The sequence below is a fragment of the Blautia sp. MSJ-36 genome (assembly GCF_018917985.1).
Lineage (GTDB): Bacteria > Bacillota > Clostridia > Lachnospirales > Lachnospiraceae > Blautia_A.
Genome location: NZ_JAHLPQ010000015.1, coordinates 23,293 through 36,805 on the forward strand (window position 1 = coordinate 23,293; position 13,513 = coordinate 36,805).

17 protein-coding genes are annotated in these 13,513 nt (G+C 45.6%); all 17 read left to right on the plus strand.

What is annotated here, in order from left to right:
• Positions 1-9 precede the first annotated feature (9 nt).
• Positions 10-1,836 (plus strand): ATP-dependent helicase, encoded by a 1,827-nt coding sequence (locus tag KQI39_RS11145; protein ID WP_216418399.1) that lies wholly within the window; start codon positions 10-12, stop codon positions 1,834-1,836.
• Positions 1,833-2,381 carry a 4'-phosphopantetheinyl transferase family protein gene (locus KQI39_RS11150; RefSeq protein WP_216418401.1) on the plus strand — a complete coding sequence of 183 codons (549 nt, stop codon included), beginning with the start codon at positions 1,833-1,835 and terminating at the stop codon, positions 2,379-2,381. The genes KQI39_RS11145 and KQI39_RS11150 overlap by 4 nt, the downstream gene beginning before the upstream one ends.
• 17 nt (positions 2,382-2,398) lie before the next feature.
• A complete protein-coding gene (locus tag KQI39_RS11155) occupies positions 2,399-3,547 on the plus strand; it encodes a YncE family protein (RefSeq protein WP_148446657.1) in 1,149 nt (382 codons plus the stop codon).
• An 84-nt stretch (positions 3,548-3,631) separates the two neighbouring features.
• Positions 3,632-4,564, plus strand: coding sequence for a stage III sporulation protein AA (gene spoIIIAA / locus KQI39_RS11160; RefSeq protein ID WP_216418403.1), 933 nt, complete (start codon positions 3,632-3,634; stop codon positions 4,562-4,564).
• A complete protein-coding gene (locus tag KQI39_RS11165) occupies positions 4,549-5,067 on the plus strand; it encodes a stage III sporulation protein AB (RefSeq protein ID WP_173761939.1) in 519 nt (172 codons plus the stop codon). The genes spoIIIAA and KQI39_RS11165 overlap by 16 nt, the downstream gene beginning before the upstream one ends.
• A 57-nt stretch (positions 5,068-5,124) precedes the next feature.
• Positions 5,125-5,319, plus strand: a complete 195-nt coding sequence (gene spoIIIAC, locus KQI39_RS11170) for a stage III sporulation protein AC (RefSeq protein ID WP_021976821.1) — start codon at positions 5,125-5,127, stop codon at positions 5,317-5,319.
• 14 nt (positions 5,320-5,333) lie between these two features.
• A complete protein-coding gene (locus tag KQI39_RS17735; RefSeq protein WP_216418405.1) occupies positions 5,334-5,720 on the plus strand; it encodes a SpoIIIAC/SpoIIIAD family protein in 387 nt (128 codons plus the stop codon).
• Positions 5,717-6,868 carry a stage III sporulation protein AE gene (locus tag KQI39_RS11180; RefSeq protein WP_216418407.1) on the plus strand — a complete coding sequence of 384 codons (1,152 nt, stop codon included), beginning with the start codon at positions 5,717-5,719 and terminating at the stop codon, positions 6,866-6,868. Before KQI39_RS17735 ends, KQI39_RS11180 begins: the two co-directional genes overlap by 4 nt.
• Before the next feature lie 2 nt (positions 6,869-6,870).
• The gene (locus KQI39_RS11185) at positions 6,871-7,443 is read left to right on the plus strand and encodes a stage III sporulation protein AF (protein ID WP_216418409.1); all 573 of its coding nucleotides are present in this window, start codon (positions 6,871-6,873) and stop codon (positions 7,441-7,443) included.
• Positions 7,409-7,723 (plus strand): hypothetical protein, encoded by a 315-nt coding sequence (locus KQI39_RS11190; RefSeq protein WP_177290918.1) that lies wholly within the window; start codon positions 7,409-7,411, stop codon positions 7,721-7,723. The genes KQI39_RS11185 and KQI39_RS11190 overlap by 35 nt, the downstream gene beginning before the upstream one ends.
• A gap of 11 nt (positions 7,724-7,734) precedes the next feature.
• Positions 7,735-8,544 carry a SpoIIIAH-like family protein gene (locus KQI39_RS11195; protein WP_148446645.1) on the plus strand — a complete coding sequence of 270 codons (810 nt, stop codon included), beginning with the start codon at positions 7,735-7,737 and terminating at the stop codon, positions 8,542-8,544.
• Between the two features lie 87 nt (positions 8,545-8,631).
• Positions 8,632-10,221 carry a peptide chain release factor 3 gene (locus KQI39_RS11200; RefSeq protein WP_216418411.1) on the plus strand — a complete coding sequence of 530 codons (1,590 nt, stop codon included), beginning with the start codon at positions 8,632-8,634 and terminating at the stop codon, positions 10,219-10,221.
• Positions 10,222-10,301: 80 nt separating this feature from the next.
• Entirely contained in the window at positions 10,302-10,688 is a 387-nt protein-coding gene (locus KQI39_RS11205; RefSeq protein ID WP_015524453.1) for an Asp23/Gls24 family envelope stress response protein, read from the plus strand.
• A gap of 32 nt (positions 10,689-10,720) precedes the next feature.
• Positions 10,721-11,194 (plus strand): transcription antitermination factor NusB, encoded by a 474-nt coding sequence (nusB, locus tag KQI39_RS11210; RefSeq protein WP_148446643.1) that lies wholly within the window; start codon positions 10,721-10,723, stop codon positions 11,192-11,194.
• Positions 11,191-12,396, plus strand: coding sequence for an exodeoxyribonuclease VII large subunit (xseA, locus tag KQI39_RS11215; RefSeq protein WP_148446641.1), 1,206 nt, complete (start codon positions 11,191-11,193; stop codon positions 12,394-12,396). Before nusB ends, xseA begins: the two co-directional genes overlap by 4 nt.
• A complete protein-coding gene (gene xseB, locus KQI39_RS11220; protein WP_148446639.1) occupies positions 12,396-12,620 on the plus strand; it encodes an exodeoxyribonuclease VII small subunit in 225 nt (74 codons plus the stop codon). The genes xseA and xseB overlap by 1 nt, the downstream gene beginning before the upstream one ends.
• Positions 12,610-13,497: a polyprenyl synthetase family protein gene (locus tag KQI39_RS11225; RefSeq protein WP_216418413.1), complete on the plus strand. Its 888-nt coding sequence runs from the start codon at positions 12,610-12,612 to the stop codon at positions 13,495-13,497. Before xseB ends, KQI39_RS11225 begins: the two co-directional genes overlap by 11 nt.
• Positions 13,498-13,513 lie beyond the last annotated feature (16 nt).

Below are 13,513 nucleotides of genomic sequence, written 5' to 3' on the forward strand. Positions count from 1 at the left end.
CATCCAGTTATGAAACGAAATCCATCTCAGAAAAGGGCGATCGCCCACCTGTCAGGACCGATGATGGTTCTGGCAGGCCCCGGTTCGGGGAAAACTTCCGTCATAGTAGAAAGAACAGCACATATGATTCATGAAGGGAAGATACCGGCTTCCTCTGTTCTTGTTGTGACTTTTTCCAGGGCAGCAGCTGTAGAAATGAAAGAACGGTTTCTGAAATTTACCGGAGTTCCGAGGACAGGCGTTACATTTGGAACTTTTCATGGTGTATTTTACGGAATCCTGAAACAGGCATATGGTCTCAATGGAAGCAATATTCTCTCTGAAGAGGAAAAATATGCGATCTTAAGAGAGCTGGCAGTAAACTGTGCCACAGAACAGTCCCAAGAGGGGGATTTTGTGGAAGATCTGGCAAAAGAGATCAGCGTTGTCAAAGGGGGAAGAATTTCGCTGGAACATTATTATTCTTCCTGCTGTCCGGATGAAGTGTTCCGGCAGATTTTTAAAGGATATAGGAAAGTTCTGAACGAAAGAAGAAAGCTTGACTTTGATGACATGCTTTTAAGCTGCTATGAACTTCTGCGTAAAAGAAAAGATATCCTGGCTGCATGGCAGAAAAAATTTCAGTATATTCTGGTGGATGAGTTTCAGGATATCAATCATCTTCAGTATGATATTGTAAAAATGCTGGCAGCTCCGGAAAATAACCTGTTTGTGGTGGGAGACGATGACCAGTCTATCTATCATTTCCGTGGGGCACGTCCGGAGATTATGCTGAATTTTCCGGAAGATTTTAAAAATGCGGAAACAGTGCTTCTGAATATTAATTACCGGTGCAGCGGAAATATTTTAAATACAGCTATGAAGGTAATTGATCATAATGAAAACCGTTATGTAAAGAAACTTTCCACGCCCAATGAACCGGGAGAACCTGTAGTGGTAAAAGAGTTTAAAAACCCCAGGGATGAGTATATGGCAGCAGCAGGAGCCTTAAAAAACCGGATGGAAAAAGGGGAAGATATTGAAGATACGGCCTTTCTTTTTCGGACCAACCAGGAAGCAGAGGGACTGGTTGCTGCTCTGATGGAATACGGGGTTCCTTTTACCATGAAAGAGAAATTGCCCAATCTGTTCCGACACTGGATCTGCAAGAATATGATCGCCTATCTGAAGATGGCACAGGGGGACCGGAGCAGAAGTACATTTCTGGAAATTATGAATCGTCCCAACCGCTACATAGCCAGAGAGGCTCTTACCGAAAAAAATATAGATTTTAAAGTTCTTGGAGAATTTTATAAAGATAAGGACTGGATGTGTGACCGGATCACAACGCTGGAAACACATCTCCGTATCCTGAAAACAATGGCCCCTTATGCTGCCATTAATTTTATCCGAAATGGTATGGGATATGAAGAATACTTGCAGGAATACGCAAGGTATCGTAAAATAAAACCAGAAGAGCTCTGGGAAACCTTAAACCGGATACACGAAAGTGCCAGAGGAATGAAAACACTGGAAGAATGGCTGGCCTATATGGATGAATATACCAGAAAACTGGAAGAACAGGCGAAGAAACAGGACGTAAAAAGGGAAGGATGTGTGATATCTACCCTTCACGCAGTAAAAGGCCTGGAGTATGACAGGGTATATATTATGAATGTCAATGAGGGCAGTATGCCTTACCGGAAGGCAGTTCTGGAGGCACACCTTGAGGAAGAACGGAGACTTTTCTACGTTGGGATGACGCGGGCAAAGAAAAAACTTTCCCTGTGTTATGTGAGACAGCAGTATGAGAAGGAACGGGAGCCTTCCCGGTTCCTTGAGGAGGCCGGATTATGAACGGGATCATATATTATACAAAAATAAAAGACGAATATGACAACAAGAACATGGAGCACATGATCGGAGAAAAGCTTCTTGAGATCGGGCTCGAGAAAGAGTTTGGCCGGAAACTTGTCTTTGAACCCCGTGCAAAAGGGGAGCATGGGAAACCGTTTTTTACCCTGCTTCCCAGAATTCATTATAATATCACCCATTCCGGAAAATATGTGATGTGCCTGTTTGCAGGAGAAGAAGTGGGCATTGATGTGCAGATTCACAAGAAAGTAAATTACGAAAGAATTCTTGAAAGAATGGTGCCTGCAGATATGGTGAGGGAAATTCTGGATGCGGATGATATGGAAAAGGCCTTTTTTACCCAGTGGGTTTTGAGGGAGGCCTATATCAAATGGACTGGAGAGGGTCTGTCCAGAGATCTGAGAACCATTCCCATGGATAAGGGAAATTACATCATGCTTGAGATGGAGCCAGGATACAGTGGAGCGATCTGGTCCAGAGACAGCCTGGAATTACGGTTTGAATACGAAGACATCATTTTGAGATAGCGAATAGAGACGATGAAATGAACAAAGAGATGAAACGCAGCTTCCGGATCTTCCTTCTGAAGATTCTGGCAGTTGTTTTTGTGCTGTGCATGTGTTATTTTTTATATGCGTTTGTTTACAGGGCAAAGACAGAACTGCCCACAAAAGCTGTGGTGACAAACAGAGGTGCTGCGGTGTATACGCTGCGGGGCCAGAAACAGATGCTTTCCCAGAAAGAGGCATTTTCCTATTTTGCCTTTGACGGGAGAGAAAAAGAGAAAGAATATGGAACTTATGTCATTCCCGGACTGAAAAATACAAGGACGTTGCTTACGGAAAAAGGTGCGACACCGGCCATGTGTACGTCCATGACTCCTCAGGGACTGGCAGTTACCGATGATTATGTGCTGGTCAGTGCCTACTGCAGCACACAGAAACATAATTCGGTCATCTATGTGATCGATAAAGAAAAGCATAATTTTATAAAAGAAATAATACTGCCTGGACAGCCTCATGTGGGAGGCCTTGCCTACGACCCGGAGCATAAGATTCTGTGGTATTCTTCCAATATCAACGGAATCGCACAGGCAGTAAGTATAAAGATGGATACAATAGAAGCCTATGATTATGATGACAGTCACCTGCCGGTGGATACTTTCCAGACAGTCAGCCTTTATGGAATTGTAAGGGACTCGTTTATGACTTTTTACGAAGGGTGTCTGTATGTAGGCTGCTTTGAAAAATATAACGAAAGTGTAATTGCACGATACGGAGTTGACGCAGATGGAAATCTGATCAATACCATGGATGAGGAACTGGGCATGGATTTTGAAATGGCAGTTCCGCTGGATTATTCTACTATATCGGAGCAGGTTCAGGGGATCGCTTTTTACAATGACAAACTGCTGATCTCCCATTCTTTTGGAATCCTGCCATCCAGACTGGTATTTTATGAACAGTCCGACAAGCGTCTGTATGTAAACGAAAATTCGGCCAGAACTTACCGTTTTCCGGAGAGACTGGAACAGATCGTGGTGGAAGGTGACAATCTCTATGTAATGTTTGAATCCTGCGCCTATGCATACCGTGCGTCCTCCGTAAATATTGTGGACCGTGTACTGAAGCTGAGTCTTCCGAAGATGGAAGCCTATGATGAGGAAGAAAGTCTGTTTTTCCTGTCGGAATAAGGGAGAAACAGATCTTTTTCGAAGGAGACAAGGGGTACTAAATCCGGCACGTCCGCAATATATTTAAGTGTAAGAGGTGAAAAAATGGACGCAAACCAGATTCAGAACCTGTTTGCCAGTAATGTCCGCCAGCTTCTGGTGGATGCAGACCTTGATTATGATAAATTATATGAGATACGTCTCCGTGTGGGAAGGCCCCTGTTTCTTACCTACGATGGGGGAGAATGTTTTCTGCGGCAGAAAGACACAGAGCCTTATCTGGTGACACGGGAGGATCTGAAGGAGACACTGGAGTATGTCAGCGGGTACTCTCTGTATGCCTATGAAGATGAAATACGTCAGGGATTCTTAAGTGTACAGGGCGGACATCGTGTAGGAGTTACCGGAAAAGTAATCCTGGACGGAAATCGGATCCGGGGAATGAAATATATTTCCTGCATCAATGTACGGCTGGCTCATGAGATCCAGGGATGTGCCCAAAGTGTGATGCCTTATATTCAGACAAGAGAGCAGACCATGCACACATTGATCGTTTCCCCACCCAGATGCGGGAAAACGACGCTTCTTCGGGATATCATCCGCCAGATGAGCAATGGCTGGGGGAACATTTCCGGTGTTACGGTAGGAGTGGTAGATGAACGCAGCGAGCTTGCCGGCTGTTATCAGGGAATTCCGCAGAATGATCTGGGAATGCGTACGGATATTCTGGACGGATGTCCCAAGGCAGAAGGAATGCAGATGCTGATCCGGTCCATGTCGCCGGTTGTGGTAGCTGTAGATGAGCTTGGAAAAGAGGAAGATTTTAAAGCTGTGGAATCTGTCATCCACTGTGGATGTCGTCTGATTGCAACTGCACATGGAGATTCTATGGAAGAAACACTGGCACAGCCGTTTTTCCGGAAATTGTGGGAGGCGCGGGTTTTCCAGAGATATATTTTTCTTGGGAAACATGACCGTGCGGGAATTGTGGAAGCAATTTATGATGAAAACGGAAAATGCATATGTACCGGATTGTAGGATGTATTCTGGTGGTAGCTGCAGGAGCCGGGCTGGGAGTTTCTGAAAGCATAAGGGTTTCGGAAAGAATATATACCCTGGAGATGCTGCTTAGGATGGTGATCTGCCTGAAAGGGGAGATCCGCTGCGGGAATGCATCGCTGCCGGATGCTTTTTATGGAGCCGCCGGAAGAATGAATGGAAAATACAGAGAATTTCTCATAACTGCCGCTGACAGAATGAAAGCGGGAAAAGGAGAAAAACTCTCACAGATATGCAGGGAATGTGCGGAAAATTCCCTGAAAAAAAGCTGCCTTACCCATGGGGAAAAGGACGCTTTTTTTTCTGTCGGAGAATATCTTGGATATATGGATCTGGAAATGCAGATAAAGCAGCTTTCTCTGTATGAGAAAAATCTGGAAGAGGAGATTTCCCGGCTGAAAGAAGAAGCCTCCGGAAAAAAGAGACTGTACCGGAGTCTGGGAATTCTGGGAGGATTGCTTCTGGCAGTGCTTTTGGTGTAAAGATTCTGTCTGGACAGATAAGATGGGACGGGCTTTTGAAGAAAAAGGAGGGAGCTTTTGGAGGTCAGTATCATATTTAAGATCGGAGCAGTAGGGATCCTGGTCTCAGTTCTTTCCCAGATCCTGAAGCACAGCGGAAGAGAAGAACAGGCATTTCTTGTAAGTCTTTCGGGACTTCTGATTGTGCTGTTCTGGATCGTACCGTATATCTATGAACTCTTTGAAAATATCCAGCAGCTTTTTGTTCTGTAAAGGAGGGAGAAAACGTGGATATTTTAAGAATTTCCATTCTGGGAACAGTTGGTGTGCTTCTGGGAATCCTTCTGAAATCACGGGCTCCTGAATATACAAGTCTGATTACTATGGGAATCGGTCTGGTGATCCTGGGTCTGGCAGTAGGAAAGATCGGATATCTTTTTCAGTCTCTTGAAAAACTGAAGGAAAGTCTTCCGGTTGATGGAAGTTACGTCACTACCTTGTTAAAAATGATTGGGATCACTTATATTGGACATTTTTCATCCGGTATATGCAAAGATGCAGGGTATGCTTCCACAGGAGCACAGATCGATCTGTTTTGCAGATTGTCTGTGATGGTTCTGAGCATGCCGGTGCTGCTGGCACTTCTGGATACAATACAGGGATTTCTGGCATGAATAAAAGGCAGAAAAAACGAACAGTAGTGTTGCTGATAACAATCTGGATTGCAGGAATATTCTGGGCATGTTTTTTGTCAGGACAGCCTGTTTATGCGGCAGCAGAAGAACAGCTCACCGATCAGCTGGAACTTACAGATCTGCAGTCCATGGTGGATGAAATGCTTGGTGAGAACAGCTTTTCTGTCACAGAAGCTTTCCACAGGTTGTTGTCCGGTGAAGAAGTGCTTTCGGAGGAGAGTGTGCGGGAATTTCTGCACAGTCTCCTTTTTTCCGGCCTTGAAAAAGAGAAAGGACTGATCGTAAAATTGCTGCTACTTCTTTTATTTGCGGCAGTTTTTTCCGGATTTGCAGGTGCTTTTGACAATGGACAGATCGGGGAGATCAGTTTTTATGTTGTGTATCTTCTTGTTTTTACGTTGCTGATGAACAGTTTTTCTGGGTTAAGTACATCTCTACTTTCTATGCTGCGGTGGATCACGGAATTTATGAAAGAGATGTCGCCGGTGTACTTTATGGCAGTGGCTGCCGCATCCGGAGCATCTACAGCCACTGTTTTTTATCAAGGCGTGCTTCTTCTGGTATGGCTGTTTCAGTGGATACTGGAGAGTATTTTGCTTCCTGGAGTCAGTTTGTATATACTTCTTAAGTTTGTGAATCATCTTTCCAGGGAAGAGATGCTGGGAAAAATGGCAGAACTGATCGAGACGCTGATTTCCTGGGGCCTTCGGACACTGCTGGGAGTTGTCGCAGGGCTTCAGGTAGTGCGGGGACTGGTAACTCCGGTGATGGATTCTCTGAAAAGAAGTGCCATCGGAAAAACCGCCGGTGCACTTCCTGGGGTAGGAAATGCAGTTAATGCAGTGACGGAACTGGTGCTTACAACAGCAGTTCTTGTAAGAAACAGTTTGGGAGTGGTGTTTCTTCTTGTGCTCCTGGTGGCTGGAGCCGGTCCTGTGATCCGCTACGGACTGCTGGCACTTGTATACAGGTTTCTGGCAGCAGTGGCACAGCCGGTGTCTGACAAACGGCTTGTGGAAGTGTTCAGTACTATGGGAGAAGGGTGCGCTCTTCTGATGCGGATCCTGTTTACAGCGGAAGTTTTGTGCATGCTGACATTTCTGATCTTGATGGCAGGAGGAATCTGATCATGAGGCAGGAAATTTATCAGTGGATGAAAAATCTGGCTTTTTTTCATGTGCTTACTACGGCAATCCTGCATATTCTGCCGGATAAGCGGTATGAACAGTATGTCCGTCTGTTTATGGGCCTTCTCCTGATACTTCTTATCTGTACGCCAGTTTTTGCTGTTGTGGGAAAAAGTCAGGAACTTCTGGAAGGGTTCCGGAAAAATTACAGCCAGGAAGAACAGGAGCGGATGGAAGTGGAAGCACAGGGGATCCGGGAAACCTTTCTGAAGGAAGCTTATGAAAGTGAGCTGAAAAAACAGGTGGAGGAGATTTTAAATGAACAGAAGATTTTTTGCAGGGAAATTGAAGTGGATATGAAGAAAAATCTCCGGGTCATCATAAGGCTTTCTGAGAAGATCACAGAAAAGCAGAAGGAGGCGGTACAAGATGGGTGTGAAAGGATCTGCGGACTCGGAAAAGATCAGTATCAGATCCTGGATCCTGGCGATGGGGTGGAAGGAGTGGGGGATCGTCCTTCTTCTGGGGATCCTTCTTCTGGTGGCAGGACTTCCGGTAACTCAGAAAAGCAATAAGAACATCAATACCCAGGCGGCCGAAAAAACAAGACTGGAAAGCCGCTTGGAGGAACTGCTTTCCAATGTGGAAGGAGTCGGGAAGGTGGAAGTGATCATCATGACCGGGGATGAGGGAAATACGGACAGTTTTTCCATAAGCAGCAAAAATGAAGTTACCGGTGTTCTGGTAGCTGCTCAGGGAGCGGGCAGCGCAGTGACAGTTCAGAATATTCAGCAGGCAATTATGGCATTATTTCAGATCGACGCTAATAAAATTAGAATAATGAAAATGAAATGAGGAGAGTAGAAGTGAAAAAGATCATGAAGAAAAACCAGGTAATCATCACCTCGCTGGCCATTCTGATCGCTGTGGCCGGGTATCTGAATTTCGCAGATGTGGATCTGGGATTTAAAGATAAGGAGGCAAGCACCGACAGCAGCAGTATCCTGGACGATGTGAATTATGACCTGACCGATGAAACAGCCCTTCTGGATGAGAACGGGGCAGATGGCACAACCCAGTCGGAGGTGATGGATACCGCATCTCCGGGTGAAGCCGTACTTACCGGTGCGTCGGATTTTGCGGCGCAGGCAAAAATCAGCAGAGAACAGGTACGCTCCCAGAACAAAGCGGACCTGCAGGCGATCATCAGCAACAAGGATATCAGCGATGAGGAGAAGCAGAATGCCATCAATACCATGGTTTCCATGACAGATCTTACAGAAAAAGAGGCGGCAGCAGAGCTTCTTCTGGAAGCAAAGGGATTTGAGAATGTGATCGTAAATCTGACCGGGGAAACTGCGGATGTGGTAGTGCCGGATGCGGATCTTGAAGATGCAAAACGTGCACAGATCGAGGATATTGTAAAAAGGAAAACCGGTGTGGCGGCAGAGAGTATTGTGATTACACCTTTGAGCCAGAGCAAAGAAGCAGCAGATGAAAGTGCATCGGATGCTGCAGGTACAGAAAATACAGAGGAGAGTACAGGCGATGAAGCACAGGATACCGCAGCATCTGTGGAAAATGATTCTGCAGATTCCGCGTCGGAGAAAGATACAGAGACATCCGCAGAAGCCCAGAATGATTCCACCATTGATACAGAGGGAATTTACGACTGAATTGCCTTGACAGCAAAGCCTTGTCTATACTAGAATAGGTAAGGTTATAGTAAAATAGAGATATTAGAGAATATACAGGAGGCTCACGTGTCGAAGTATACGAAAGAAATAGAAAAAAGAAGAACTTTTGCCATCATCTCCCATCCGGATGCCGGTAAAACAACATTGACAGAAAAATTTCTGCTGTATGGAGGGGCCATCAATCTGGCCGGAAGCGTAAAAGGTAAGGCTACGGCCCGCCATGCAGTATCAGACTGGATGGAGATCGAGAAGGAGAGAGGTATTTCCGTCACCTCTTCCGTTCTTCAGTTCCATTACGACGGATATTGTATCAACATTCTGGATACACCGGGACATCAGGATTTCTCCGAGGATACCTACCGTACCCTGATGGCAGCGGATTCCGCGGTCATGGTCATCGATGGTTCCAAAGGTGTTGAGGCACAGACCCGTAAACTTTTCAAAGTCTGTGTTATGAGACACATCCCGATCTTTACATTTATCAACAAGATGGACAGAGATGCCAATGATACGTTTGATCTTCTGGATGAGATCGAAAAAGAGCTTGGCATTGCTACCTGTCCGATCAACTGGCCAATCGGTTCCGGTAAGAAATTCCGAGGCGTTTTTGACCGTAATACAAAGAAGATCCTTACCTTCTCTGATACACAGAAAGGTACCAAGGAAGGTGTGATCGAAGAGATCGATATTGATGATCCTCATGCAGATGAGGTCATGGATCCGGAACAGAAAGAACAGCTGATGGAAGAGATCGAGCTTCTGGATGGCGCAAGTGCGGAGTTTTCTCAGGAAGAAGTCAGCAAAGGACATCTGACACCGGTATTTTTCGGTTCTGCTCTTACCAACTTCGGTGTGGAGACATTCCTGGAGCATTTCCTGAAGATGACCACCTCTCCGCTTCCGAGAACTGCAGACTGTGGACCAATAGATCCGATGAGTGATGATTTTTCAGCCTTTGTATTTAAGATCCAGGCAAATATGAACAAGGCTCACAGAGACCGTATCGCATTTATGAGAATCTGTTCCGGCAAGTTTGATGCGACCAAGGAAGTTTACCATGTACAGGGCGACAAGAAAATGCGTCTTCTTCAGCCGCAGCAGATGATGGCGGAGTCCCGTCATGTTGTGGATGAGGCTTATGCAGGGGATATCATCGGTGTCTTTGACCCGGGTATCTTTTCCATTGGAGATACTATCTGTGCACCTGGAAAGAAATTTGCCTTTGAGGGAATCCCGACTTTCGCACCGGAGCATTTTGCACGTGTGCGTCAGATCGATACCATGAAGAGAAAACAGTTCGTAAAAGGTATCAATCAGATCGCCCAGGAAGGTGCAATCCAGATCTTCCAGGAGTTTAATACTGGTATGGAAGAGATCATTGTGGGTGTTGTCGGTATTCTGCAGTTCGATGTCCTTAAATATCGTCTGGAGAATGAGTATAATGTGGATATCCGTCTGGAAACACTTCCATATGAGCATATCCGCTGGATCGCCAACAAGGAAGCTGTGAAGGTAGACAAGATCGTGGGAACTTCAGATATGAAGAAAGTTACAGATCTTAAGGGAAATCCGCTGCTTCTTTTTGTCAATGCATGGAGCGTCGGCATGGTTGAGGACAGAAACCCGGATCTGGTACTGACAGAATTCAGTAAATAAGCCCTTTTATTTCATAACATTTTTTGGTATAATAGTATAAAATTACGAACAAAAATATTATATCCGTAGGAGGGTTTCCCATGGCAGAAAAAAGAACAACATATAAGATACAGGATCTGGGCGGAATCGGTGAAGTTCACATTGCAGATGAGGTTGTTGCAATCGTTGCAGGACTTGCAGCAACAGATGTGGACGGAGTTGCTTCCATGGCAGGAAATATCACCAATGAGCTGGTAAGTAAACTTGGAAAGAAGAACCTGTCCAAGGGTGTACGAGTAACCATTCTGGAAGGCGTCGTTACCGTGGATCTGTCACTGAATATCGAGTATGGCAGAAACATTCTTGAGACAAGCAAGAAGGTCCAGGAAAAAGTAAAATCCGCTATCGAGAATATGACAGGACTTGAGGTTGCAGATGTAAATATTCATATTGCCAGCGTGGATATGGAGAACGAAAAAGGAAAGTAAACCTTTCCTTTTTTCCGTCTTAGGAGGAAATTATGAGAAGAAGAGAACAGAGAGAACATGTATTTAAACTTATGTTTATGACAGAGTTTAATTCAGAAGAAGAGATGACAGAACAGCTCTCTCTTTATTTTGAAGGTCTTGGAGAACTTTCAGAGCAGGACCAGGAATATATGAAGAAGAAATATGCACATGTAAGGGAGCATCTGGAAGATATCGATGCACAGCTGAACAGTGCAAGCCGTGGATGGAAGACCAAACGTATGAGCCGTGTGGATCTCGCAGCACTTCGCCTGGCAGTATACGAGATGGAATATGATGAGGATGTACCGACAGGAGTAGCCATCAATGAGGCTGTAGAACTTGCCAAGAGATTTGGCGGCGATGCTTCCGGTTCTTTTGTAAACGGAGTCCTCGGAAAGATCGCATCCGAAAAAGAAGAGAAGAACGAGGAGAAAGCTGCTGACACAGAAGAGAAAGCAGCGGAAGTTCCTGAAGAGAACGCATGAGAAATGTCTATTCTGTCGGCCAGGTAAACCATTATGTCAAAAATATGTTTACCCAGGACTACTTTCTCCGGAAAGTCTATGTAAAGGGAGAAGTATCCAACTGTAAATATCATACCAGTGGACATATCTATTTTTCCCTGAAGGATGAGACGGGTACATTAAGCTGTGTGATGTTTGCGGGACACCGTCGTGGCCTTGCCTTTCGCATGAAGGACGGAGATAAGGTGGTTGTAGGCGGCGCTGTAGATGTATATGAGCGAGACGGGCGTTATCAGCTTTATGCGAAAGAGATTACTCTGGAGGGCGCCGGTGCTCTCTATGAGCGGTATCTGGCATTGAAACAGGAACTTGAGGATATGGGGATGTTTGCCCGGGAATATAAGCAGCCCATACCTCATTTTATTCATACTCTTGGTGTGGTGACAGCGCCTACCGGTGCGGCTGTGCAGGATATCCGAAATATTGCGGGAAGAAGAAATCCCTATCTGCAGATTATCCTTTATCCGGCACTTGTGCAGGGAGAAGGTGCGGCACAGAGTATTGTAAAAGGAATCCAAATGCTGGATGAAGCAGGGGTGGACGTGATCATTGTCGGCCGTGGAGGTGGTTCTATTGAAGATCTCTGGGCTTTTAATGAGGAGATCGTAGCCCGTGCTATTTTTGAGTGTAAAACACCTGTGATTTCGGCGGTAGGCCATGAAACCGATTTTACTATCGCGGATTTTGTGGCGGATCTGAGGGCTCCCACACCTTCGGCTGCGGCAGAGCTTGCGGTAGATGATTTTCGCAGCGTGATGGAGAGTTTTCGAATATACAGAGAACGTCTGCAGAGTGCCATGAACAGCAAAACAGAACTTTTTGCCGAAAGGCTGAAAGCATATGAAACGAAGCTGAAATATTTAAACCCGGAATCTGTGCTGAGAGAGAAAAGACAACATGCCGCAGATCTGGAAGAACGTCTGCGCTCTTCCATGGAGCATAAACTGACAGAAAAACGTCATGAACTGGCAGTATGGATTCAACGGTTTGAAGGACTTTCTCCACTGAAGAAGCTGAATGGCGGATATGCGTTTGTGTCCGACACAGACGGACATGCAGTTACGGAAATCAGTCAGGTTAAAAAAGGAGAAAGACTTTCTGTTGCAGTAACAGATGGTGTAATAGAAGCAGTTGTGGACAGCATCAGGGAGGAAGAACGATAATGGCAGAAACAGAAGAAAAGAAAGAAGGAAAATCCATAGAGGAGACTTTCGGAGAGCTTGATCTGCTTGCCCGGAAGCTGGAAGACAGAGAAACATCTCTGGAAGAATCCTTTTGCCTTTACAGGCAGGGGATGGAGCTTCTTAAAGATTTAAACGGAAGACTGGATACTGTAGAAAAAAAGATGCTTCAAATGAATGAGGATGGGACATTTCGTGAATTTTAATGAAGAACTGAAAAAAAGAACAGAAGAAGCGGAACGGGTGATCCGGAAATATCTTCCGGAAGAATCCGGTTTTGCAAAAACCATGGCAGAGGCCATGAATTACAGTATGACGGCAGGCGGAAAGAGACTCCGCCCGATTCTGATTATGGAAACATATCGTTTATTCGGAGGAGAGGGCGCGCTCTGTGAGCCTTTTATGGCGGCGATGGAGATGATCCATACGCATTCGCTGATCCATGACGATCTTCCGGCACTGGATAACGACGATTACAGGAGAGGAAGGCTGACCACACATAAGGTATATGGAGAGGCTATGGGTGTTTTAAGCGGTGTGGCACTTTTGAACAGAGCCTATGAGGTGATGCTTTCCGCTTTCGACCTGACTGAAGATAAAGAACGTGTGATATCTGCCATGAGGATTATGGCAGATAAGACCGGCATCAACGGTATGCTTGGAGGACAGAGTGTGGACGTGGAGAATGACGGCAAACCTCTGGAACGTGAGATGCTGGATTATATTTACAAGAACAAGACCTCCGCACTGATCGAGGCTTCCATGATGGCCGGTGCCGTGCTGGTAGGGGCATCGGAGGAAGAACTTGAAGTTGTGGAGCAGGCTGCAGAGAACATCGGGCTGGCTTTTCAGATCCAGGATGATATCCTTGATGTGACCAGTACCCAGGAGGAACTGGGAAAACCGATCCACAGTGATGAGAAGAACAATAAGGTTACCTATGTAAGCCTCATGGGAGCCCCGGCAGCAGCCGGCAAGGTTAAAGAACTTTCTGAACATGCGGTAGAGCTTTTAAACAGTCTTGACAGGAAGAACGAATTTCTGGATCTTCTTGTGGAAAGTCTGGTAAGCCGCAGGAAATAGAAAGAACGAAGGAAGG

Bases quoted from the DNA above. Each gene is read 5' to 3' on its own strand.
- KQI39_RS11145 (WP_216418399.1), top strand. From the start codon at position 10: ATGAAACGAAATCCATCTCAGAAAAGGGCGATCGCCCACCTGTCAGGA.
- spoIIIAA (WP_216418403.1), top strand. From the start codon at position 3,632: ATGGACGCAAACCAGATTCAGAACCTGTTTGCCAGTAATGTCCGCCAG.
- KQI39_RS11185 (WP_216418409.1), top strand. From the start codon at position 6,871: ATGAGGCAGGAAATTTATCAGTGGATGAAAAATCTGGCTTTTTTTCAT.
- nusB (WP_148446643.1), top strand. From the start codon at position 10,721: ATGAGAAGAAGAGAACAGAGAGAACATGTATTTAAACTTATGTTTATG.
- KQI39_RS11150 (WP_216418401.1), top strand. From the start codon at position 1,833: ATGAACGGGATCATATATTATACAAAAATAAAAGACGAATATGACAAC.
- xseA (WP_148446641.1), top strand. From the start codon at position 11,191: ATGAGAAATGTCTATTCTGTCGGCCAGGTAAACCATTATGTCAAAAAT.
- KQI39_RS11165 (WP_173761939.1), top strand. From the start codon at position 4,549: ATGTACCGGATTGTAGGATGTATTCTGGTGGTAGCTGCAGGAGCCGGG.
- xseB (WP_148446639.1), top strand. From the start codon at position 12,396: ATGGCAGAAACAGAAGAAAAGAAAGAAGGAAAATCCATAGAGGAGACT.
- KQI39_RS11205 (WP_015524453.1), top strand. From the start codon at position 10,302: ATGGCAGAAAAAAGAACAACATATAAGATACAGGATCTGGGCGGAATC.
- KQI39_RS11155 (WP_148446657.1), top strand. From the start codon at position 2,399: ATGAACAAAGAGATGAAACGCAGCTTCCGGATCTTCCTTCTGAAGATT.
- KQI39_RS11180 (WP_216418407.1), top strand. From the start codon at position 5,717: ATGAATAAAAGGCAGAAAAAACGAACAGTAGTGTTGCTGATAACAATC.